Genomic DNA, 21,325 nt, shown 5'->3' with positions numbered 1-21,325 from the left:
TATGAGAAAACTTGGTTTACTCCTCAGTTTTTTACTTACAACAACTTGGTCGATAGGTCTGCACGCACAATGTGCAGACGACACGACCGACCCCACACCGGGAGATTTTATCAACAATCAATGGACTGTCTATGCTTACAACCTTGTTTCAGTAGGCAGTAGCGATCCGGCTTTTAACCAAAGAGATTACAGCGATTACCGCGGCTATTATATAGACGCCGGTTATGGCACGGGTAATTTGAGCTTTGACTCGCGCCAGTCCTTTGCCGCTAATCAAAGTCCCAGTAATGTAACAGATTATACAGGTTGTAATGTTACGTCAAACAATCATATGGTAAGTTACAAACGTAAAGGCTTTCCAAATGACACCTATACCTTATCTATCACAAGTGCCCCAGGTCAACCTTCTGGACAAGCCCATGATGATAATGTATGGATAATAATAGATGGCAGTGTTGTTTTTCAACACGATGGATGCTGTGATACCCATGCCAATGTGTGGACAGGTAATTTAGATGCAAATTCTGAAGTAGAATACGTTTGGATAGAACGCCCAGGAAATTCGTATGGTGCTTTACAGGTTGAACCCGTAAGCAATCCTAGCTTAACTTATGGCACTGACGAATGGCATGTAAGCGTTTATAGCGACAAAGCTTTTAGTGTATTAGAAGGTTTTTACACCGAGACCAATCCAAGCTTTGACACAGCAGACCGTTGGTCAGATAATAACACCCCTTCCAATGCAAATGCTACCAGTGGTGCGGCCTATTCAGGTGATCCCGTAAGCAATGACAACCACTCCTATACCTATGCACGTGAGGGTTTCCCTTGCGGCATATATCAAATTGACATTACACGTCACGATGATGATGTGCGTTTAATAGTAGACGGCGAGTTGGTGTATAGCAGCAATAGCTGGGATAACCGCAATGGTGTTCCCAACGTTTGGCAAGGTTATCTAGGCACTAATTCTAAAATTTCCTTTTCTATTGTTGAGGATGCAGGAGCATCTCGTGGTGCATTAAGCTTTGTACCCATAGCGGTGCCAAGTAGCGGCAACAATATGGTTATTTGGACCGGTGCCATCGATAGCGATGTCGCCAATTCTGGTAACTGGTGTGTAGATGATCCTTCGCTAGTAACCGAACCAGAACTACATATACCGGCTAATGTGCCCAATTTTCCTAATTTCAATGTGAATTTTAATGCTAAAGATATAAATATCTATTCAGAAGCTAACATAAGTATTAATAGTACCTTTACGCTATCTGGAAATCTTAATAATGAAGGCGGTATCATCAATTCTGAAAATGGACAATTAAATTTTGATGATGCAGGAAACTCCTCCACCCAAGAAATTATGGGCGCAGGATTTACCATAGGATCTATTAACTTAGCGGGAGATCTTAACCTAAGCACAACCACTCCTATTCGTTTGTTAGATCATTTGACTTTCACCAATACGGCGAACCTAGCCACTAATGATAATTTAGTCTTGGCTTGTCGCTTTAATGATGCCGCCAATCGTGTAGCTCAAATAGGAGAATTGGTAAGCGGTAGCAGTGTCACTGGTAATGTGATTACCGAACAATGTATTCCTGCACGTCGTGCCTTTAGATTAGTAAGTTCTCCTGTTACCACTACCACGAGCATTCATGATAACTGGCAGGAAGGAGCCAATGCTTGGAACAATGACCCTAATCCCGGTTATGGAACGCATATCACAGGAACCAATTCAGATCAGACTAATGGTTTCGATCTTACACCAAGTGCGAATCCTTCCCTGTTCTTGTTTAACAATACCAGTCAGCAATGGTCGGCTATAGACAATACCAACATCAACACACTTAGCGCAGGAGAACCTTTGCGTTTAATGGTACGTGGTGACCGTTCTACCGTCATAACGAGCAATGCTGCTGCACCTAGCAATACCATCTTACGAGCAACTGGAAGCATACTAAGCGGAGATGTATTATACAACACTCAATTTAACCAAAATGCCGATGCCTTTAATTTCTTTGGTAACCCATACCCTGCGGCCGTAGATATGGGAATGGTATTGAATGATGCTGCAACCACTAACCTAAAGCAAGATTATATTGTTTGGGATGCACAGATGGGCGTACGCGGAGCATTTGTATCTATTGATATGGATGACGGCTCAGCAATTGATGGAGCTACTGGCTCTGCTGCCAATCAATTCTTACAGCCAGGTCAAGCGGCTTTTGTGGTCACTCAAACAACAGGAGTCACTCCTTCAATGATGTTTAAAGAGGCTTATAAAAACATAAATCAGGCGCAAACCGCGGTGTTTAGCACAGGAAATAATATACCGAGTTTAACACTACAACTCTATACACAAAATCAATTCTTGAATCAAGAAAAACCCAGCGATGCCATACGCATCAAATGGGATAGTCAATTCAGTAATGCTTACGCGGGAGAGGATTTGCCTAAGTTTGGGAATTTAGATGAAAATCTAGCGGTTGTAAATGGACAGGCATACACTAGTATCGATCGTAGAAACATGCCACAAACGGGAGAGACCATTCCACTATTTGTGAATCAATACCGAGAAAACCAGTACAGTTTGCAATTTACTTTCGAAAGTTTACCAGGGTTAAACTTGTATCTAGTAGACCAGTATAAAAACAAGGAGATACTGGTGAGCAAAAACGACCAGGTTTATAATTTTAGTGTAGACCAAAGTTTACCCGGCAGTATCGCTCATGATAGGTTCTATTTTAAATGGGGCAGCCAGCTAAGTATTGATGAAGAAACTGCAAGCGTATATAAAATATACCCAGTACCAGCACATAACCTATTGAACTTACAACTTAATTCAGGTGAAAACCGAGCCAATCAATTAGAGGTTTATAATATGTTAGGACAAAAATTAATTCAACAGAATATTGATAAAAACCAGTCCACGTATAGCCTAGATTTAAGCAAACTACAGACAGGAAATTATGTACTGGTATTGATTGACAATAATGGCCAAAACCTATACCGTGAGCAGTTTATAAAAAATTAAAATAAGATATTTAACGAAAATTTTAAATTAAATAAAACAGATTTATCTAGATTTGTTCGATAAGATGTAAGTTTCCTTTAATAAAAGGGCAAATTGTTTTAACACTATAAAAACTATATTATCTTTGCTTTATCTTACAAGTAACCTAAACACTATGAAGAAAATTACTTTATTATTCGCTTTGGCCTTATTCGGCACACAAGCACAAGCACAAGAAACAAAGGACCAAGATTATAACCATTGGTCGATTGAAGCAGGTTTCGGTATGACCGAACCCGGTAGAGGTTTTGAAAATGACAACGCTGGGGCAGCCTACAACTCCTCTTTTACCAACTCTTTAGGCGGTGAACTAGCAGTACGTTATATGATCAACGATAAGTTTGGTCTTAAATTAGGAGGTCACTACAGTAAGATTAGTGAAGACGATGAGTCTTTGGCTTTTGAAACCACTTACTCACGTGCTACCTTAGAAGCCGTTGCCAATTTAGGTTCAGTTTTAGGCTTTAGAGAATGGACAAACGGTTTCAACTTACTTTTTCACGCAGGGGGTGGGGTTGCTTTTTACCAATTTGGTGACGATGCCATCTACGCCGATGAGAACGATTCTTCTCCTGTATTTATGGCCGGTATTACCCCTCAAATCCGTTTAAGCGATCGTGTAGCTCTTTATGGAGATATAACTTATGCTGGGCACTTAGGTCAATCTTATACTTGGGAAGGTAATCAGGTAATGAGCACCGTGCGCTCATTTGAATCGGAAGCTGTAACCGCAGCCATTGGTATTCAGGTGTACCTAGGAAAACACAGTAAACATGCTGATTGGGTAGACATCATCAACCAAAAAGAATTAACCCAAGAATTAGACAGCATCCAGAATCGTTTAAGTAAGATCGAAGACGATATGCTAGATTCAGATATGGATGGCGTGCCTAACTACTTAGATCGTGAGCCTAACACCACTAATGGTGTAGCAGTAGATTCTAACGGTAGAGCGGTAGACACCAATAACAATGGTATTCCAGATGAATTAGAGGCTTCTTTAGAAAAGCGTTATATGACCAAAGAAAAAGCTGCGGCGATGAACGCTGGTTCAGGAACTATCAAGTCTTTGATCAACGATGGTTATGTAAACGTATATTTCGAATTCAATAGCACCAACCCAGAAGTATACTCGTATGAGGCTATCAACTATTTGATTACCTATATGCGCCAGAATCCTTCTGCAAAAGCAAGCTTAACAGGATATGCCGATGAAATTGGTAACCCACAATATAACTTAGACTTATCTAAACGAAGAGCTAAGAAAGTTTATGATATTTTAGTAGCTTCTGGAATAAGCGAAGATCGCTTAAGCCACGACGGTGAGGGAATTGACGATTCAGTTGATAAGTCTTCTTCAGAAGCAAGGCAATTGGTACGTCGCGTTACCTTTAAATTACACTAAGCCTAAGCGCTTTAGTTTATAAATAAAAAAACAGCTCCAATTTAGGAGCTGTTTTTTTATATTCGCTACTTTATTATAATTTAAATTAAAAACTATGCCTTCTGCTTCACCCAAACATTTGGTGGTATTTGGTACCCGCCCCGAAGCCATTAAAATGGCCCCTGTAGTAAAAGCCCTACAAGGAGAAAAGCAATTTATCACCAAGGTATGTGTAACCGCCCAACACCGTGAAATGCTCGATCAAGTATTGAAGTTCTTTGAGATTCAAGCCGATTACGATTTGAATATCATGAAACCCAATCAGAACCTTTCCGGTTTAACCGCCGATATCATCATCCAAATGCAAGCTGTATTTGAAGATTTTAAACCCGATTATGTATACGTGCATGGTGACACCACTACCAGCATGGCCGCTGCACTTGCTGCTTTCTATGCGGGCATTGAGGTTTGCCATATCGAAGCTGGGCTGCGCACACATAACAAATGGTCGCCTTTCCCTGAGGAAATGAACCGACAATTAACCGGTCGTCTAACCGATTTTCACTTTGCCCCTACGCCGACTTCTAAAGCAAATTTACTACAAGAAAATATTGCCGAAAGTCAAATTTGTGTGACGGGGAATACGGTAATCGATGCACTACTGATGAGTACCGAGCAGGTGAAAAGCTATAGTGATGCGCATATTCAACAACTTGCCGCTTGGCTAGACCCTAACAAAAAATGTATTTTAATCACCGGTCATCGCCGAGAAAATCACGGCCAAGGCTTTGAGAACATCTGTAAAGCCTTAAAATCTTTAGCAGAAGAATTTTCAGATAGCGTCCAATTGGTTTATCCGGTACACCTCAACCCTAAGGTAAAGGAACCCGTACACCGACTTTTAGGACAAACACCTAATATACTATTGATTGAGCCGCTAGACTACCCGGCCTTTGTTTGGTTGATGAATCGGTCTCATTTAATTATTACCGATAGCGGTGGCGTTCAAGAAGAGGCGCCTAGTTTGGGTAAACCGGTTTTGGTAATGCGTGATACCACCGAGCGTCCAGAAGCCGTAGAAGCTGGCACCGTTATTTTAGTGGGCACGGAGGAAGACAAAATTGTAAGCGAAGCAAAAAAACTATTAACCGATCCCGAAAGCTATGCTAACATGAGTAAGCTGCATAACCCTTACGGGGATGGTAAAGCGGCCAATCGCATTGTAGCCTTTATGCGGGAACAAACACCAACGGCATAAAAAAAACCGCCTTAACCTATAGTATATCAAATAATAAACACCTATAAAAAAAAGAATCCACCGCTTGGTGGATTCTTTTTATGTTTATACTAACATTATTACGCTAGTGTACTACTAATTTTTGGGTGAATTGCTTTTGACTAGAAGTATGCTGAAGCTGAACCAAATATACCCCAGTCTTTAGCTGATTGGCTGGCAGACTAAACTTTTGATCCTTTGCAGTAACATTTTCCTCCATAACTTTTTTACCGAGCATATCAAAAACTTTCACCGTCCACACACCGTCTAAATTAGCCGGCAAAGCAAAACTTAAATAGTCTTGATTAAGCGGATTCGGGTACATACTAAATCCTTCAGCTGGCATATCGCTAATACCTAAACTACTAGGTTTAACTTTCAATGCAAAGCGTTGAGCAGCAATACTTGCAGGCAAGTTGGCGTCTACACTAAAGTGAATAAACTGTATATCATTATCGATTAAAGTTTCGGTATTCAAATAGTTATCTACCCAATACAACTCCATATTCTCCCATTCGGTGCGTTTTACCACCACAGTGTATATCTGATGACGATATTGATTGACGAAAAGAGGAATTATTTCTTCTTGACTTGGATAATTACGACGGTCTATCGCTAAATACTTCCCATTGTTAACCACAGCGATGTTTTCATCTAAATTACCCATTTTAGAAGCATCTTCTACTCCGGCTAATGTAGTATAACTACTGTTCCATTTCAGGCGCAAAGCATCGCGATAAGTTTCGCCATTTTGCAACTGATTCGCTTCATAAAGGATCAAATCTACATAAGTTCTCGTTTGTGCCCCTGGTCTAAAAACATCGGTTTGGGGCTCACTCACGCGTTTGTAACTTTCTTGAATACTCATATCGGGTACTCCTCCTGTACTTTTTACAAAGGCAGCCTGCCCCGGTTGTAAATAGCGATTGGCAGCCGAAGTGGTAAAACCTGAAGTTCCTGTTGCAACGGTGTTTGTGTTTTGTTCGGTATCTACAGTAACAAAAGCTCCTCGTCCTCCTAATTCAGATGAATTCGGATTGTTATCATTTGTTCCACCTAAATTCGGGTCCCAGATGTAGTAATCGCTAGCCAAATTAGTGGCGTTTTGCAATACCGCCTGCATATCAATAGCGGCTGGATATGGATTACCAAAAAAGTTAAAATCATCTGCCGTACTGCTAAAATTAAGTTCGCTAGCCAGGTTAACATTTCCTTGACGAACACTACCAGTAGCTTCTAAAATGGTATTATTAGATATAGCGGTATTGACACTAATATCAAGACTGCGATCTCCACGTACCATTAAGCGATAGCCTTGACCCGCCGTTAAGGTGTTGACATTGGTATTAGCAATAGGCGACCATTGTTGGTTGCTATTATCAAAAAGGAATAATGAGGGGTTACCACTAGGGGTAGCATCAAAACCATTGGTTTGATCTATTTTAGAGCCGGTAATATGCGTACCATAACCAGACTTAGGGTTATCACCTACGGCAGTGGCTCCCTGTTGCCAATTATTGTGAATCGTAGTGCTGGTGGTTACCGGCGGCGTTACCAAGCGGAAGGCACGACGGCCGGATATGCACTGCTCGGTAATTACATCTCCTGTGATGCTACCATTGGTCAAATCATCGATCTGGGCTACACGCTGAGTTAAATCTGCGAATTGACATTTTAACCGCAGTTGCCCATTGGTGTTCAAGCTACCGCTATTTACTTGTACCAAATCGGTTATAACGATTTCTTGATTGGCATTTAAGGCTAAAGTAGCAGTGCCATCCACAATTAAAGTAGTAACCTCAAAACCTTCGCCTTCAAGGCGTGCATTTGTTGAGCCTAAATACAATTCGTTTACTTTACCCCCAACCAGTTGAGTAGCAGTGGTGGTCAAGGTGCCGTTTACACTTAATCTAAAGGCCGATTGAGCATCTAAGCTAGCATTTGCGTGAAAACGCAAGTTAGCAACACTTAAATCTGCATTCATCACCGGACTATTAGTGGTATAAGCAGGATCTGGAATATATACGTTGGTCGTAGCATCAGGTAACCCTGGACACCAGTTGGCCGGATTATTCGTATTGGTACTTACTTCACCGGTCCAGATGGTTTCATTTGAGCCAGCGTCTAAGCGGGTTAAGGCTAATCCTGCTGAAGTTGGTCCACCACCCGAATTTGTCACCCTAAATTCCACTACCGAGTTTGGCCCTAAATATACACGAGCTACATTATTCTCGCGTGTATTAGTCCAACCTGGTCTTGATAAAATTGTACTACCATCAATAATTAAGTCGGCATCATCATCGTGACGGATGATATCAAATTGGTAATAACCGCAATCAAAATTTTGACGCATAAATTTATAGGAATGATTCGCCGAAACTCCGTCTCCTACATAACCATCAGCCGTAGATGCTGGGCTAGTTCTACTATCACCAAAATTATAGTCATTTGAATCAAATCCTAAACCGGTCTCTGTGGTGACAAAGCCTCCCTGATAATCAGTGAAGTTCCCTAGTGAATACACCGAACACTCCCAAAAACCATCTCCTACTCCTGCGAAATCGAATTCTGGTATCATTTCAAATTGCACAAAAGAATCGCCTGTGGTTTCTTGCAATCGCACTTCAATTTTTTGGCCTGCGGTAAACTGGCGAACTGGAATGTTCTGAAAACTCGTCCGCGTGCTGGTACCGTTATAAATTCGAGTAGTATTTTGAAATACTTGAGCCGTATTATTGTGTCGTATTCTCATTTTATAGTTCCCAGTTTTAGGAATAATAGTCGTATACACCAAAGAGTGATTGTCATTGCTTAGCGTAGTACAACCATCAAATCCTGGCGCATCACTAGGATTTCCTGCTACGGCATAGGATAAACTGGAATCGAAACTTAATTTCCCCGGCCCATACGCATTTGCATCGGTATAATAACCGTAATAGACATTACTGTTGGGGCTGGTATTGGTTCCATCATAAGCATAAGCGCGCCACTCCCCTTCTACTGCGCTAAGCACAGTAGGCGAACTAGGCGGATTGGTACACTGCGCCCAGGAATCGGCTGTTAAAGCCGTTAAAAACAGACATAAAATCAAAAAGAAAAGTTTTCTCATATAAATTGGATTTAAGTTATTATTGTACATACCAATAAATTTGTCGGAATAACAGCTAGATCCATAGACTAGAAAAGCTTTAGCCCTTCATTGAAAAATACCAATACGTCTAACAAAATCTTCGTTCAATAGAAAAAATAACCGACAAGTCATTCGTTTTAAAGGCTTTAAATACCTTTTAAAGACAAATTTATACTTTTAATCTAAATTTAACTAAAAATTAGGAGAATTTTTAATATTTTTTTAAGTAGCTCATTTTTAGTCTTTAATAACCTAAAGAACAGCCCTTATTTTTAAGCAAATTGATAGGTATAAGTATTTAGTATTAGGGGGTAGAGAGAATTATTGATTAAACACGAGGAAACCTAATTTGCTGCCCCTCTTTTTAAGAAGCGTATCCAAGAATGTAGTTTAAGTTTTCTTTCGTGAAAGGTTTTGTAATGACATCCTTCACCAGGGCATATTCTTTTGCCCTTTCAATTTCGCGGGTATCTGTAGTTGAGGAAACCACAAAAAGTTTTAATTGAGAACAAGCTGCCCAACTTGCTTTTTCTGTTAGATCTAAAAAGCGCCAGCCATCGTATTCAGGCATATTCAGGTCGAGGAGCACATAAACCTGCTCTCCACGCTTTAATAGTTTTTTTAATATTTGGGAAGCGCCTGCGGCGTTTAAAAGTGCATGCTGTTCATAGTCGGGCACCATGCGTTGCGCCAAGAATTTAATAATTCGTTGGTAAATAGGATCATCATCAATAATCACAATGTGCTTTTTGCTGCTCTCCATGCTTTTCAGCCTTCCTTTGTTTCATTTACTAATTGTTTCAAAACCGCATCCATCTCTTCAGACGAATATTTGAGTTCATTTAACCAAGATACTAAATCTTCTACACTTTCAGGGTGCGCTTGTATTAAATTTACAATACTCATAATACGAGCCAAGGGTGCCCGCAATCGGTGCGACTGGTCCCAGGCTATTTTCCGCAGTTTTGCATTCTGACGTTCAATAGTTTGTATATAATCTAAAGTACGCGTTACATTATTAGCTTGTATGAGTATGGCTTCTCCAGCGTTCATATCGGGTACACGGGTAAAATGCAACTCCACTTGTATATTTCCTTCTAGCGTATTGGGCTGCTCAAAGTAATGCTGACCTCGGCTGCTGCTTTTCATTTGAATCAAGGCCTTAATCGCTTCACAATCTTCTTCACGAAATAGCTCTAAAAAGCTTAATTGTTTGAATATCTGGCTTTTATCAGGATATAAAGCACAAGCCGTTTGGTTGGCATGGGTAATCGCTAAATTTTCAGGTTTGAGCAACCACATGGGCTGCGGACTTAAATTAAATAGCCGGGCAAAGTTTTGTCGCTCCCTCTCCACCTGTTGAATAAAAAAGTGACGGTTGAGTGTAAAAGCCATACTTTTCCCCAATAAATTGGGGTTGAGTTCGTCTTTCACCAAAAAATCATAAACCCCCAATTGCAAACTGCGTTTTGCCCAGTGTAAGTCACTGTATCCGGTTAAAATAATAATCGGTGTTTTATCGGCCATTTTCAAACAAGCCTGCACTAATTCTATCCCACTAGCATCGGGCAAGATTAGGTCTAAAAATATCAATTCGATTCCAGCTTTTAGATTAAGAATATCTTGAGCTTGACTCAAATTCTGGGCATGTTCGATTTGAATACCCTTATTTTTTTCCAACAAGTAATCTTCAAGGAGTATATAATCGCCCAAGTTATCTTCGATAACCAATACATTCAAGGGTTTGGTTCTGTTTGAAAGCATAGACTTACTCGGGAATTACTGAGAGTTGCAACCAGAATTGGTCTATTTTTAAAATCACTTCTAAAAATTCTTCCATATCCAACGGTTTCACAATATAGGTATTGCAGTGTTGTTCATAACACTTCTTCACATCTTCTTGGTTGTTGGAAGTGGTAAGCATGATAACCGGAATGGTTTTTAACTGCTCGTCGGTTTTAATCTGTTGCAAGACTTCGTGTCCGTTATAAATCGGTATATTGATATCCAGCAAGATAATATCGGGTCTTTGTGCGTCCTCATAGGCTTTCCTTTTGAACAAGAAATCTAAAGCCTCTTGGCCGTTGCGCACTACACTTAAATCGGCCTGCACCTTGCTTTCTTCAAAAGCCTCTTGTGTTAATAGAATATCGCCTTCGTTGTCTTCTACCAACAATACATTTACTTTTCTCATGCTTGAATATTCTTTTTTAAGGTAAAATAAAAACTAGTGCCTTGACCTGGAGTGGACGCTAACCAAATTTTTCCGCCTAAAAACTGCACCCCTTTTTTCACCATGGCTAAGCCAATCCCTGTTCCTGGATATTCTTCTCGGTTGTGCAGACGTTGGAAAATTACAAAAATTTTATCAAAAAATTGAGGTGCTATACCTATCCCTTGATCGTGTACGCCAAATACAAATTGTTGAGCCTCCTCTTCGCAAGTCAATTTTATTTTGGCTGGCTTCCCGGGTTGCTTGTATTTAAGCGCATTGTCTAATAAACCATGAAAAATTTGAGTGATTACCGCTTTATAGGTAGGTATGCTAGGTAAATCAGGAAACTGCAATTGCGCCTTATTTTCTTGTATCAATTTTCGCCTAAGGTGTTTAAAATCGGCCATCACCTCATTTAAATCTACTAGCTCAAGCTTCTCGGTAGGGCGCCCTACTCTAGAATAAGTCAACAAGTCTAAAATAATATGCTTCATGCGTTGGGCACCATCGGCTGCAAAATGAATATATTGATTGGCGCGTTCATCTAATTGTTCGCCATAACGTCTTTGCAATTGATTCATAAAAGCATTCACCATACGTAGTGGTTCTTGCAAATCGTGTGAAATGATAAAAGCAAATTGCTCTAATTCTTCATTTGAACGCTGCAACTCTTCTGCTCGCTTATTAAGATCGGCATTCAATTGCTTGAGATGCTGTTGGTATTGCTTTTGTTTTGTTATATCTTCCATCACCCCTACCATACGATAGGCTTTGCCTTGACCAGTACGCATCAGCAATCCGCGATCTATAATTTCGGCATAATTCCCATCAGCCAATCTATAACGGTATTCTTTTACCCATAAATCCTTATCGCTGGCAATGACTTCTTCAAGACTTGCGTTCACCTCCTCCAGATCATCGGGATGTATACGTTCCGTCCAAGCCGAAAGATCAGGATGCACATAACTAGTATTATGCCCAAATAATTTATTAAAGCCTTCACCTAAATAAATCGCATTGGTTTCCAAGTTCCAGTCCCAAATGGCATCTTGAGTGGCTTGGGTTATTTTTTCAAAGCGTTCATTGGCCTGCTTAAGAGCTTCCTCGGCTTGTTTTTTCTCGGTAATATCGCTAAAATAAACCGAAAGACCCTGATTGGCGGGGTATGCAGCTACCTGAAACCAGGCCTCTACAGGTTCATAATAGGCTTCAAAACGCAAAACCGAATGAGTGGCTAAAGCTTGTTTATAATTTTTATAAAAATTGCTTTCATAGGCTTCTGGAAATATTTCCCAAATCGAATTACCTAAGGCTATTTCTTTTGGTACACCGGTTATGATAGAAGCTTGCTGGTTCCAATACGTAATATTCCAACCGGCATCTAAGGTAAAAAAGGCATCGCCGATACTCTCGAGTATCTGACTCTTTTCGGCAAAAGCCTCCTCTAATGCTCGAGCGGCATAAATACGTTCATCTATATTTTTAAAATAAACCGAAAGTCCAGATGCCGAAGGATATATATTGATTTCGTACCAGCGTTGGTCTTCTGGATATTGGTACTCAAAGCTAGAGCTTTCCTGATTCTGCGCCGCATTTAAAAATTGCTCGAACAGCCAACTATCTTTAGTTATAGGAAAAACTTCAAAAAGCGATTCCCCCAAAACCTCGTCGGCTTTTCTATCTAACAATTCTTCGGCCATACGGTTAAAGTAGGTGAATTCCCACTGAGTATTGATGGCGTAAAAAGCATCAGAAATACTGCCTAATATCTCTTCTATTTGCAACTGCAAACGCTTCGATTCACTTATATCTTGAATGCTTCCGCTGATTTTCTTACAGCTAGTAGGATGAGGTACCGGACTGCCTTGCAAGCGTACCCAGCGCTCTTCTTTTGCCCCTTGGCTTAGCTGCACTTCTAATTCAAAAGTGTCTTGCTCTTCACAAGCCCTTGTGAATGCCTGCAAGATTTGCTTTTTATACTTTCCTTTAAAATGCTGCAATATATTTGTAAGAGATTCCATTTTTTGGGCACCAACATCCGTTAGTATATGAGTAGCATTCTTTGACCAATGCATTTGCATATGCTCGCAATCATATTCCCAAAAAGCCAATTGCGCCATTTCACAGGCACGCTGATTACTTTCTTGTAACAGCTTTTCTTGAGTAATGTCTTTTCCAGCCACAAAAATCACTTCACCACTTAAAGCTTTTCGACAACTCCAGCTGAACCAAATCAATTCACCGTTCTTTTTGTAATAGCGATTTTGAAAATCATGGGCGATTTGTCCCTCAAAAACCGATTGAATCAAAGTTGCTGTTTCTTCTAAATCGGGGGGATAAATAAATTGGGAGAAATCTTTGCCTTGCATTTCGGAGGCAGAATACCCCATCAACTCCAAACCGGCTGGGTTAACGTTTAGCACTCTTCCCTGTATATCGAGCATACAGACAAACTCTGGTATGGTATTATATAGATTCTTATAGGTGTCTTCTAGTATCTTACGTTGCAATTCGGCGGCTACTGGCTGTTGCAAGCGCTCGGCAACTTCACGATAGCGTTCTATATAATCACGATTACAATTACTAGCCAACACCAAACAACCTAAAAACTCAGCTTGATAGAATATTGGAACAGCCATTACATATTTTATTTGTTCGGCTGATAAGGCTTCTCTCCTTATGAAATAATTTTGAATTTCAACCTCGTCCCAAATTAAGGTCGTCTGCTCACGCCATATTTTCCCTGGCAAACCTTCATCTATCCCAAAAGTGGTCAATCGGCCATAACGCTCGTAAAATTCAATCATCTGACTATGATAAGCAACTAACTGAATATGTTCTTTGCTTTGTGTAGGCATCCATAGCTCTACAAATTCAAAATAACCGTAGTCATATATATTTTCACATAGCGATTGGCAGCCCGCCAATAAATTCTCGGCTGCACTAAAGCCTTGCTTAATATCGGCTAGTAATTCTTTTTCTAAACGGGCTCTTTTCTCGTGGGTAATATCCCGTTGAATAGCGATAAAATGAGTGACTTCTCCTTGGGTATTGGTTACCGGACTTAATTGTAAATCGACCCAAACTTCTTGACCCTTCCGCGTATAGTTCAACAGTTCTATCGAAAAGGATTCCTGAAGTTCAAGATGTTGCCTAATCAAGTTCAGACTAGCTCTATCGGTATTTGCCCCTTGTAATATACGGGGCGTCTTACCTATTATCTCTTGAGGCGTATACCCCATAAGTTGGCTAAAAGCCTGATTGACATAGATAATTTCGGGTCCGGGCTCAGAAAGCGGAGTTGCTTTTGTAATAATTACTGCCTCTTGGGTGCTATTAATCGCCGCGTATAGCAATTCTAAATGCTCTCTTTCTTCAATACGTTGGGTTATATCTTGAGCATTGAGTACCAAACCTTGAACAGCCGGATTCTCCTGCATATTGGTAAGCACGCCAGACAACCAACGCCATTCCTCATCATTATAGCGAATCCTAAAAGGTTGTAATTGCTTGCGTTCCCCCGGCTTTAACGAGCTTATTGTTTTTTCTATAGCCTCACGATCTTGCTGATGCATTAATGCTAAGGCATTTCTTCCTATGAGATTCAGCTCTAAATCGGTTTTCGGAAACCAATTGTTCTTATTTATATATAAAAATCGAGCATCAGCAGTCAATACCAACATTAAATCTACCCCTTCTTGTACAAGTGCTTTAAAATGCTGTTCGCGTTGCTGCAATTTACGCTCCTGAAGCAAATAATCGCTTGCATCCCGTGCCACGCAATACATTAACTCTTGGGTTTCATCCCAACGAGCCGACCAGTAGAAAGGGATTTCTCGGCCATCTTTATGTAAAATATAATTCAGAAAATGCCGTACCTCGGTTCCTTTACGGATTATACTCTTTGCCATTTGATGCGAAGCCTCACGATCACCAGTACGCACTAAACTCAACAGTTCGCGACTACGTAGACTTTGTGGCGAATACCCCCATTGAAGACTGGCCGTCGAACTGATGAATTGAATTATCCCTTCACGATCTATAGTACAGAAAACATCCAAAGAGGCATTCAGCAAGTTGTTTACTCGGAAGCATTGATTGATAAGCTGGGTAATGTTTTTACCAATGCAAAACACAAAAGACTTACCGTCCTGTTGAATAGATTTTATTGCAATATGATTGTAAACAATTTGATGTTGCTTAGGGTCAAAAAACTCATCCTCTATTTCGAAAGCAGCACCCTCTAAAGCTTTTTTATAATGGACACGCCAAATTTGGCGTGATTCTTCATCATACTCCTGGGCCAAAACAGACTCGCCGTAACAAAAAGACCTACCTATAGCTTTTTTGATACCCTGGTGGTAAGCTTGGTTCGCATAAACCAATCGCATCTTAGTATCGACCACCCAAATTAAATCGGGTAAATCATCTAATATTTCTTGATTAACTTTAAAATCATGCATAGGGGGCAACGCATTTTTGTAATCCTCTATCCTCATTGGCTTAACAGAACGCACTTTTAAAAGTCATTTATCGCCGTTCTTCTTCATTTAAAAAAAAGATTGCAAATTCCAAAAGATAATTTCAATTTAGATGATAAAATTAATAATTTTAATCCATACAAAACAAACTTTAATCTGGATATTAATAAAAAGTTAAATTTTATTAACATTTATAAAATAAAAAACCCGACAAAATTTGTCGGGTTTAAGATGAAATGAAAATTACTTTATTCTACCACTAGTTTCTGAGTTTGATACTGGCCTTCAGCCGTTTGCATGCTTACCAAATACATGCCAGCTTTTAAAGAAAGTGATTCGAGCGATAAACTTTTTTGCTGGGGCGTTTGAGTTTCGCTCCATACTACTTTTCCTAACATATCGCTAATTTGTATTTGTACTCGGGTACCAGTAGCCTGTTGAGGTAATTGAATTTGCAATTGATTACCGCGCAACGGATTAGGGTATATACTCCATGTTTCCTCTTGCAATGTGTCAGTATTCAATTTACCTTGTGGTTTAAATTTTAAAGCAAAACGCATAGGGTCGGTACTGGCTTCTACATCTGGATCTACTTGAAAGGCATGCGTAAATGCATCTCCTTGAATAGGGGTTTCGGTATTCAAGTAATAATCGATTAAATATACCTCGTGTTCAAAACTGTTTTTATTATTAAAACGCAACACATAGTCGTTATGACGGTATTGATTGATGAACAAAGGCAGTACTTCTTCTTGCTGCGGGAAAGCCCTACGGTCAATACTCAAATAGTTTTGATTATTCACTACCGCTAAGTTTTCGTCTAAATTACCCATTTTAGCCGCATCTTCTTCTCCTGCCAAACTGGTATAGGTATCTTTCCATTTCAATCGTAAGGCATCTAAAGTTGATCCGCCATTCAACAAACTGTTCTGATCAAATAATTGTATATCCATAAAGGCTTCAGTAGGGGCTCGAAAAACATCAGCAATTGGAGCTTCTACCTCTTTATAAGACTCTTTAAAAATAAGTTCGGGAGTACCTGAACCTCGGGCTACCATAAATACCGCCTGCCCGGGTTGAATGTATTGTTTTCTTAACAAAGAACCTACAATACTTTCTATAGGGTTTTCTAAATCAATCGTTACAAAAGCACCTCGTCCGCCAGGCTGACCTACAATGGGTAATCCTCCTTCGGTCACATCCCACATATATACCTGTAGTTTACTGATATGCTTGCTATTACGCATTAATTCCCTTAAATCTACAGCGGCGGCATAAGGGTTTCCTACCAGATTAAAAGCTCCTGCCGTAGCATTAAAGTTGGTTGCCATATCGATATCGCCCTGAACTAAGTCTCCTTGGGCGCGTAAAATGGTGTTGGTAGGCGCAGCTGCATTTGAAGTAATATCGGTAGATCGATCTCCGCGTACCATCAATCGCCAAGGCTGCCCTGCTGTTAAGTTTGTAGCATCGGTATTGGCAATCGGACTCCAGGTCTGACTCGCGTTATTGAATTCAAACATAGAGGGATTTCCGCTTGCGGTTAAATCAAAACCATTGGTTTGATCGCTCGTGGTACCCGTAATATGCGTTCCATATCCAGGTCGGTTGCCGTTGCTCGGATGCGGATTGTGATCCCATTGTAAAGCTCCTTCTTGCCAGTTATCGTGAATAGAGGTACTGGTGGTAACTTGCGAAGTCACCAGCCTAAAACCACGACGCGCAGGTATGCATTGTTCCACTAAAACCTCACCATTAATCGTACTACCGTTAGGAATCTCATCGATTTGTCCCAATTCGGTTCCTCCGTTTACAAAAGCACAACTTAAAGTTAATTTATCATTGGTATTTAAACTACCCGCCGTCAAGCGTACCCACTGCCTTACTCTTAAGTTTTGGTAGGTTGCAATATTTACGTTTTGTCCCGAAATCTGCAGTTGATCTACTTCAAAAGCTTTTCCTTTGATGCTGGCTTGATTTCCCGCAAATCCTAAGAATCCGATTTGGTTATTTACCAAAGCTCCTTGCAATTCAAAATCTCCGTTTAGCATTAATTGGTGATCTTGCAAATCTACCACCGCAGAATCGGCAATATAAAGCGAACCGATTTCGGCATCTACATTTAATTTTAGGTTGTTGGGGGTAAGGCTTTGTTTTGGAATATATACTTGATCGTTAGGTCCGGGTAAAGCAGGGCACCAGTTGGCGGCATCATTGGCACGATTGTTCAGCTTCCCTGTCCATACCACGGTTCCAGCTGGAGCCTGATCAAGTCGATTGAATTGCAATCCAATACTAGTAGGCCCGCTACCATTGTTACGTACCTTTACCTCCATCTCGGTATCGGCACCCAACACGCCGGTCCACACCCCGGTTTCACCATTTAGGTTATAACCGGTTTTTGACCAAACGCTTTGTCCGTCGATAATAATCTCGGTATCATCGTCATATTCGGTAACATCTATGCTATAGAATCCGCAATCAAATCCGCGACGACGGTAAATATAAGAAGTATTGTTTGATATGCTAGCACCAGTATAACCAGGAGCGTCTGAGGGAGTCTGAGTGGAAGACCACGGACTCGTAAAATCTAGACCGCTTTGGCTGAATTGCCCTGCGTAATTGGTAAATGAATCATCAGAAAAAACAGCCGCTAACCACTCGTCTTGACCAAAACCAATACTTATTCTGTTAAATTGGATGGAAACATTAGAATTGCGAACTGATTCAGCCCATTCAACTTGAAGTTCAGTATCCTGATCTAAATAATGGGTGTTGGCTATCAATCTTTGATTGGCTGAAACAAATGAACTATAAATCTCTGTACCATTTAAACTTACACTTGCGTTCCAATCATCGTGGGTAATGGTAATTTCATAATAACCTCTAGGGAATCCTTTTCTGCGGTAATCAACATTAAAATAATCATCATCCATCGAGCATCCTTTATAAGCCGCGTTTTGATGAGTTTGATGAGAAGGATTTTTAGCTTTATTCCAATAATCCTCGGTGTTAAAATCTAAACCTAAAGTTCCTGTGGTAGCCGTATGTTGGTAATAGCCTTCATAATTTTTAGCACCAGTCCAGAGACTTCTATCATACACGTAGGCCGTCCATACATCTTGTGTATAAGTACCTTCGCTAGGGTGATTAGCCCCTGTAGGAACACAATTTTGCGCCTGTAATGTATTTGACATTAGGGCACAGGAAAAAAGTACGAGAAAAAGTAAACTTCTTTTCATAAGAAAAAACTTAATTAATAAACAGTATAGATAAAGCGTTTTAAGCGCTATTTTTTAATTTTACGGATGCCGTAAGCCGTACCCGCCAATAAACCAAAAGCCAAAAGCGAATCGATGGGCGCTGCGGGAGTTTCATCATCTACATCGTCTGACGCAAAACCTATAGCACCCAAACCTTGGGCACTGGCAGTTGAACAAAAACTTCCTAAAACAATAAGACTAAAAAGTAAAATAAATTTGCGCATTACAAAGCTGGTTTTAAAGGTGTTTAGCTGTTTCAGCCGGCAAAACTAGCTGATAAGCATGTTACCCAAAATGAATCTTTCAAATATTTGTTGAATCGACATAATTTGTCGATTAAGTGCAAGGTTAATTTTTATATATTCATTGTTTTTTAATAAATCAGTCTTTTTGCAACATCAAAATCACACATCATTATCAAATCATTAATAGCGTATAACCTCTCCCTCTACATCCAAAGTCTATTCGATAATCCAACTTCAAACCAAATACTACAAATTCTTTCTGTTCATTTTTGCTTGATCAAAAACGAACCAAAAAATAAACTCGCTACTTTTCGACTTCGTCTCGATACTTCGCATTTTTGTTCTACCGCTCAAAAATCCGAAATTCACATCACAAGGCGTGGTTTTAAACGCCTGTCACTTCGAGTGGCGCAGCTTAGCCAACAGGCATTTTTAATGTCGTAGTTGGACTTGCTGGGTTGTATCGAGAAGTAGTTTAATTAGAACTAAAAAAGTATTCGCTACTTTTCGACGTGTTCTCGATACTTCGCATTTTTGGTTTACCACCAAAAATCCGAAACTCGAACTGACAAGGTAGGTTTTAGAGTTATTCTATACACCGGCAGCCTACAGGCAAAGCGATTCAAAGCAGGGCTTTGCAATCTTTTTCTTCAGTATAACTTGTGTTTTGCGTGAAGAATTGGCGAAGCCTTGGAACCAATTTAGCAAAATACAAGTGGTTTTCAGCAAAGCTGAAAAATACCTCAGAAAAAGTGTACTTTCTTTTGTTTCGTTTTCTCCTGTATCCGACGAGCGCAGCGAGAGGAATACACCGTAAAGAAAATGAAAATTAGGACATAGTACTATTGATGTGTTGTTGTGATGTAGGTTTTGAAAAAGAAAATAAACTCGCTACTTTTCGACCGTATCTCGATACTTCGCATTTTTGGTTTACCACCAAAAATCCGAAACTCGATATGACAAGGTAGGTTATTTTACAAAAGGAGTAATTATAACTACTTTTCAAACCCCACGCTGGTGTGCGATTGCATCGTGTTCTCTTTGGCTTTCAGCTTCTACGGGGGTATGGGACCCTTCCAGACTTTACCCCTAATAACCGAGTTAGGCTTTAACCAGTACAAAATTGTTTTAAAAGTGTATATTTGGGTTGATATAACGAGTTGGGCTTCATACTGAAAAAAATCGAACTGAATCATATTTTTTGTACATTTGATTAATTAAAGAGATATTATAATGGATATTCGAACCACAAAACTTGAACTGCTAAAAACAATTTTGGAGACTGAAAACAAAGATTTTATCCAAAGAGTAGCCGACTTTGTGGAAAAAGAAAAAGTTGATTTTTGGGACGAACTGACTCTAACTGAACAATCCGAAATAAAACAAGGTGTTGAAGAATTAGATAACGGACAAAGAGTTTCCTACGAGTCATTTCTAAAGAAAATTTCTTAATGAAAGTATTCTTATCCGAACTTGCCGAATCAAAACTTCTTAAATTATCTGAATATTTACTCGAAGAATGGAATTTAAAAACTCGTGACAAGTTTATTTCAAAACTGAACGATAAAATCGAACAAATATCAAAACAACCTGATAGTTGCCCAAAATCATCAGAATTTAAAAATCTATACAAATGTGTTGTTACAAAACAAACCACACTTTTCTACAGAATAATAGCTGAACGAAAAGAAATAGAGATAATTACAATTTTTGACACACGCCAAAATCCTGATAAATTAAAGAAAGATATCGATTAAAAAGTACGTTGCACACATCGAGTGGATGGCTCCGCGCCGCTGGTGCGCGATTGCATCGCGTTCTCTTTACAAATTTTCAATTCCTAAATACGCTAAAAAATCAAGCCTTCACTCCCAATCAAAATCCAAATTCAAACCAAATACTACAAATTCTTTCTGTTCATTTTTGCTTGATCAAAAACGAGCCAAAAAATAAACTCGCTATTTTTCGACCGTATCTCGATACTTCGTATTTTTGGTTTACCACCAAAAATGCGAAACTCGATATGACAAGGCAGGTTATTTTACAAAAGGAGTAATTATAACTACTTTTCAAACCGGCCTATCGAAAATAGGGCGTAAAATTGGCAGTACCTTTTATATTTATTTGAATTCAATAACAGAAATATCCAGCAGCCCAATTCAAAAAGCGATTCAAAGCAGGGCTTTGCAATCTTTTTCTTCAGTATAACTTGTGTTTTGCGTGAAGAATTGGTGAAGCCTTGGAGCCAATTTAGCAAA

The 21,325-nt window shown here is 39.7% G+C and carries 12 protein-coding genes; 5 read left to right on the top strand and 7 right to left on the bottom strand.

Translation table 11 applies throughout. The features are described 5' to 3' along the window. Nucleotide 1 precedes the first annotated feature (1 nt). The 3 genes from ACH2AZ_RS11850 (at nucleotide 2) to wecB (ending at nucleotide 5,715) form a co-directional block, all read left to right on the top strand. Nucleotides 2-3,034 carry a T9SS type A sorting domain-containing protein gene (locus ACH2AZ_RS11850; RefSeq protein WP_394908018.1) on the top strand — a complete coding sequence of 1,011 codons (3,033 nt, stop codon included), beginning with the start codon at nucleotides 2-4 and terminating at the stop codon, nucleotides 3,032-3,034. A gap of 154 nt (nucleotides 3,035-3,188) precedes the next feature. After that, a complete protein-coding gene (locus ACH2AZ_RS11845) occupies nucleotides 3,189-4,478 on the top strand; it encodes an OmpA family protein (RefSeq protein WP_394908017.1) in 1,290 nt (429 codons plus the stop codon). Nucleotides 4,479-4,572: 94 nt separating this feature from the next. Continuing rightward, a complete protein-coding gene (gene wecB / locus ACH2AZ_RS11840; protein ID WP_394908016.1) occupies nucleotides 4,573-5,715 on the top strand; it encodes a non-hydrolyzing UDP-N-acetylglucosamine 2-epimerase in 1,143 nt (380 codons plus the stop codon). Nucleotides 5,716-5,818: 103 nt separating this feature from the next. Here the strand turns inward: wecB and ACH2AZ_RS11835 are convergent, their stop codons facing one another. The 7 genes from ACH2AZ_RS11835 to ACH2AZ_RS11805 all read right to left on the bottom strand — a co-directional run bounded on the left by ACH2AZ_RS11835 (nucleotide 5,819) and on the right by ACH2AZ_RS11805 (nucleotide 19,046). Beyond that, a complete protein-coding gene (locus ACH2AZ_RS11835) occupies nucleotides 5,819-8,842 on the bottom strand; it encodes a T9SS type A sorting domain-containing protein (RefSeq protein WP_394908015.1) in 3,024 nt (1,007 codons plus the stop codon). A gap of 385 nt (nucleotides 8,843-9,227) precedes the next feature. Further along, a complete protein-coding gene (locus ACH2AZ_RS11830) occupies nucleotides 9,228-9,626 on the bottom strand; it encodes a response regulator (protein WP_379042985.1) in 399 nt (132 codons plus the stop codon). 5 nt (nucleotides 9,627-9,631) lie between these two features. Beyond that, complete coding sequence (locus tag ACH2AZ_RS11825; protein ID WP_394908014.1) at nucleotides 9,632-10,627, bottom strand: response regulator; 996 nt, start codon at nucleotides 10,625-10,627, stop codon at nucleotides 9,632-9,634. A 4-nt stretch (nucleotides 10,628-10,631) separates the two neighbouring features. Continuing rightward, nucleotides 10,632-11,057, bottom strand: coding sequence for a response regulator (locus ACH2AZ_RS11820; RefSeq protein ID WP_394908013.1), 426 nt, complete (start codon nucleotides 11,055-11,057; stop codon nucleotides 10,632-10,634). Further along, entirely contained in the window at nucleotides 11,054-15,541 is a 4,488-nt protein-coding gene (locus tag ACH2AZ_RS11815; protein WP_394908012.1) for a PAS domain S-box protein, read from the bottom strand. Before ACH2AZ_RS11815 ends, ACH2AZ_RS11820 begins: the two co-directional genes overlap by 4 nt. Before the next feature lie 266 nt (nucleotides 15,542-15,807). Continuing rightward, the gene (locus ACH2AZ_RS11810) at nucleotides 15,808-18,756 is read right to left on the bottom strand and encodes a T9SS type A sorting domain-containing protein (protein WP_394908011.1); all 2,949 of its coding nucleotides are present in this window, start codon (nucleotides 18,754-18,756) and stop codon (nucleotides 15,808-15,810) included. 92 nt (nucleotides 18,757-18,848) lie between these two features. Next, nucleotides 18,849-19,046 carry a PID-CTERM protein-sorting domain-containing protein gene (locus ACH2AZ_RS11805; RefSeq protein ID WP_394908010.1) on the bottom strand — a complete coding sequence of 66 codons (198 nt, stop codon included), beginning with the start codon at nucleotides 19,044-19,046 and terminating at the stop codon, nucleotides 18,849-18,851. 1,254 nt (nucleotides 19,047-20,300) lie between these two features. On the opposite strand from ACH2AZ_RS11805, the gene ACH2AZ_RS11800 reads away from it, so the two are divergent. Then, nucleotides 20,301-20,519, top strand: coding sequence for a hypothetical protein (locus ACH2AZ_RS11800; protein ID WP_394908009.1), 219 nt, complete (start codon nucleotides 20,301-20,303; stop codon nucleotides 20,517-20,519). Next, a complete protein-coding gene (locus tag ACH2AZ_RS11795) occupies nucleotides 20,519-20,824 on the top strand; it encodes a type II toxin-antitoxin system RelE/ParE family toxin (protein WP_394908008.1) in 306 nt (101 codons plus the stop codon). Before ACH2AZ_RS11800 ends, ACH2AZ_RS11795 begins: the two co-directional genes overlap by 1 nt. The last annotated feature ends 501 nt before the right edge of the window (nucleotides 20,825-21,325 follow it).

The organism is uncultured Mesonia sp., assembly GCA_947499595.1.
GTDB lineage: Bacteria > Bacteroidota > Bacteroidia > Flavobacteriales > Flavobacteriaceae > Mesonia > Mesonia sediminis.
The sequence above is the reverse complement of the archived record's forward strand: the minus strand, read 5'-3'. Positions and strand labels throughout refer to the sequence as shown.

Coding starts and splice junctions, on each gene's coding strand:
- ACH2AZ_RS11850 (WP_394908018.1), top strand. CDS start 2: ATGAGAAAACTTGGTTTACTCCTCAGTTTTTTACTTACAACAACTTGG.
- ACH2AZ_RS11845 (WP_394908017.1), top strand. CDS start 3,189: ATGAAGAAAATTACTTTATTATTCGCTTTGGCCTTATTCGGCACACAA.
- wecB (WP_394908016.1), top strand. CDS start 4,573: ATGCCTTCTGCTTCACCCAAACATTTGGTGGTATTTGGTACCCGCCCC.
- ACH2AZ_RS11835 (WP_394908015.1), bottom strand. CDS start 8,842: ATGAGAAAACTTTTCTTTTTGATTTTATGTCTGTTTTTAACGGCTTTA.
- ACH2AZ_RS11830 (WP_379042985.1), bottom strand. CDS start 9,626: ATGGAGAGCAGCAAAAAGCACATTGTGATTATTGATGATGATCCTATT.
- ACH2AZ_RS11825 (WP_394908014.1), bottom strand. CDS start 10,627: ATGCTTTCAAACAGAACCAAACCCTTGAATGTATTGGTTATCGAAGAT.
- ACH2AZ_RS11820 (WP_394908013.1), bottom strand. CDS start 11,057: ATGAGAAAAGTAAATGTATTGTTGGTAGAAGACAACGAAGGCGATATT.
- ACH2AZ_RS11815 (WP_394908012.1), bottom strand. CDS start 15,541: ATGCATGATTTTAAAGTTAATCAAGAAATATTAGATGATTTACCCGAT.
- ACH2AZ_RS11810 (WP_394908011.1), bottom strand. CDS start 18,756: ATGTCAAATACATTACAGGCGCAAAATTGTGTTCCTACAGGGGCTAAT.
- ACH2AZ_RS11805 (WP_394908010.1), bottom strand. CDS start 19,046: ATGCGCAAATTTATTTTACTTTTTAGTCTTATTGTTTTAGGAAGTTTT.
- ACH2AZ_RS11800 (WP_394908009.1), top strand. CDS start 20,301: ATGGATATTCGAACCACAAAACTTGAACTGCTAAAAACAATTTTGGAG.
- ACH2AZ_RS11795 (WP_394908008.1), top strand. CDS start 20,519: ATGAAAGTATTCTTATCCGAACTTGCCGAATCAAAACTTCTTAAATTA.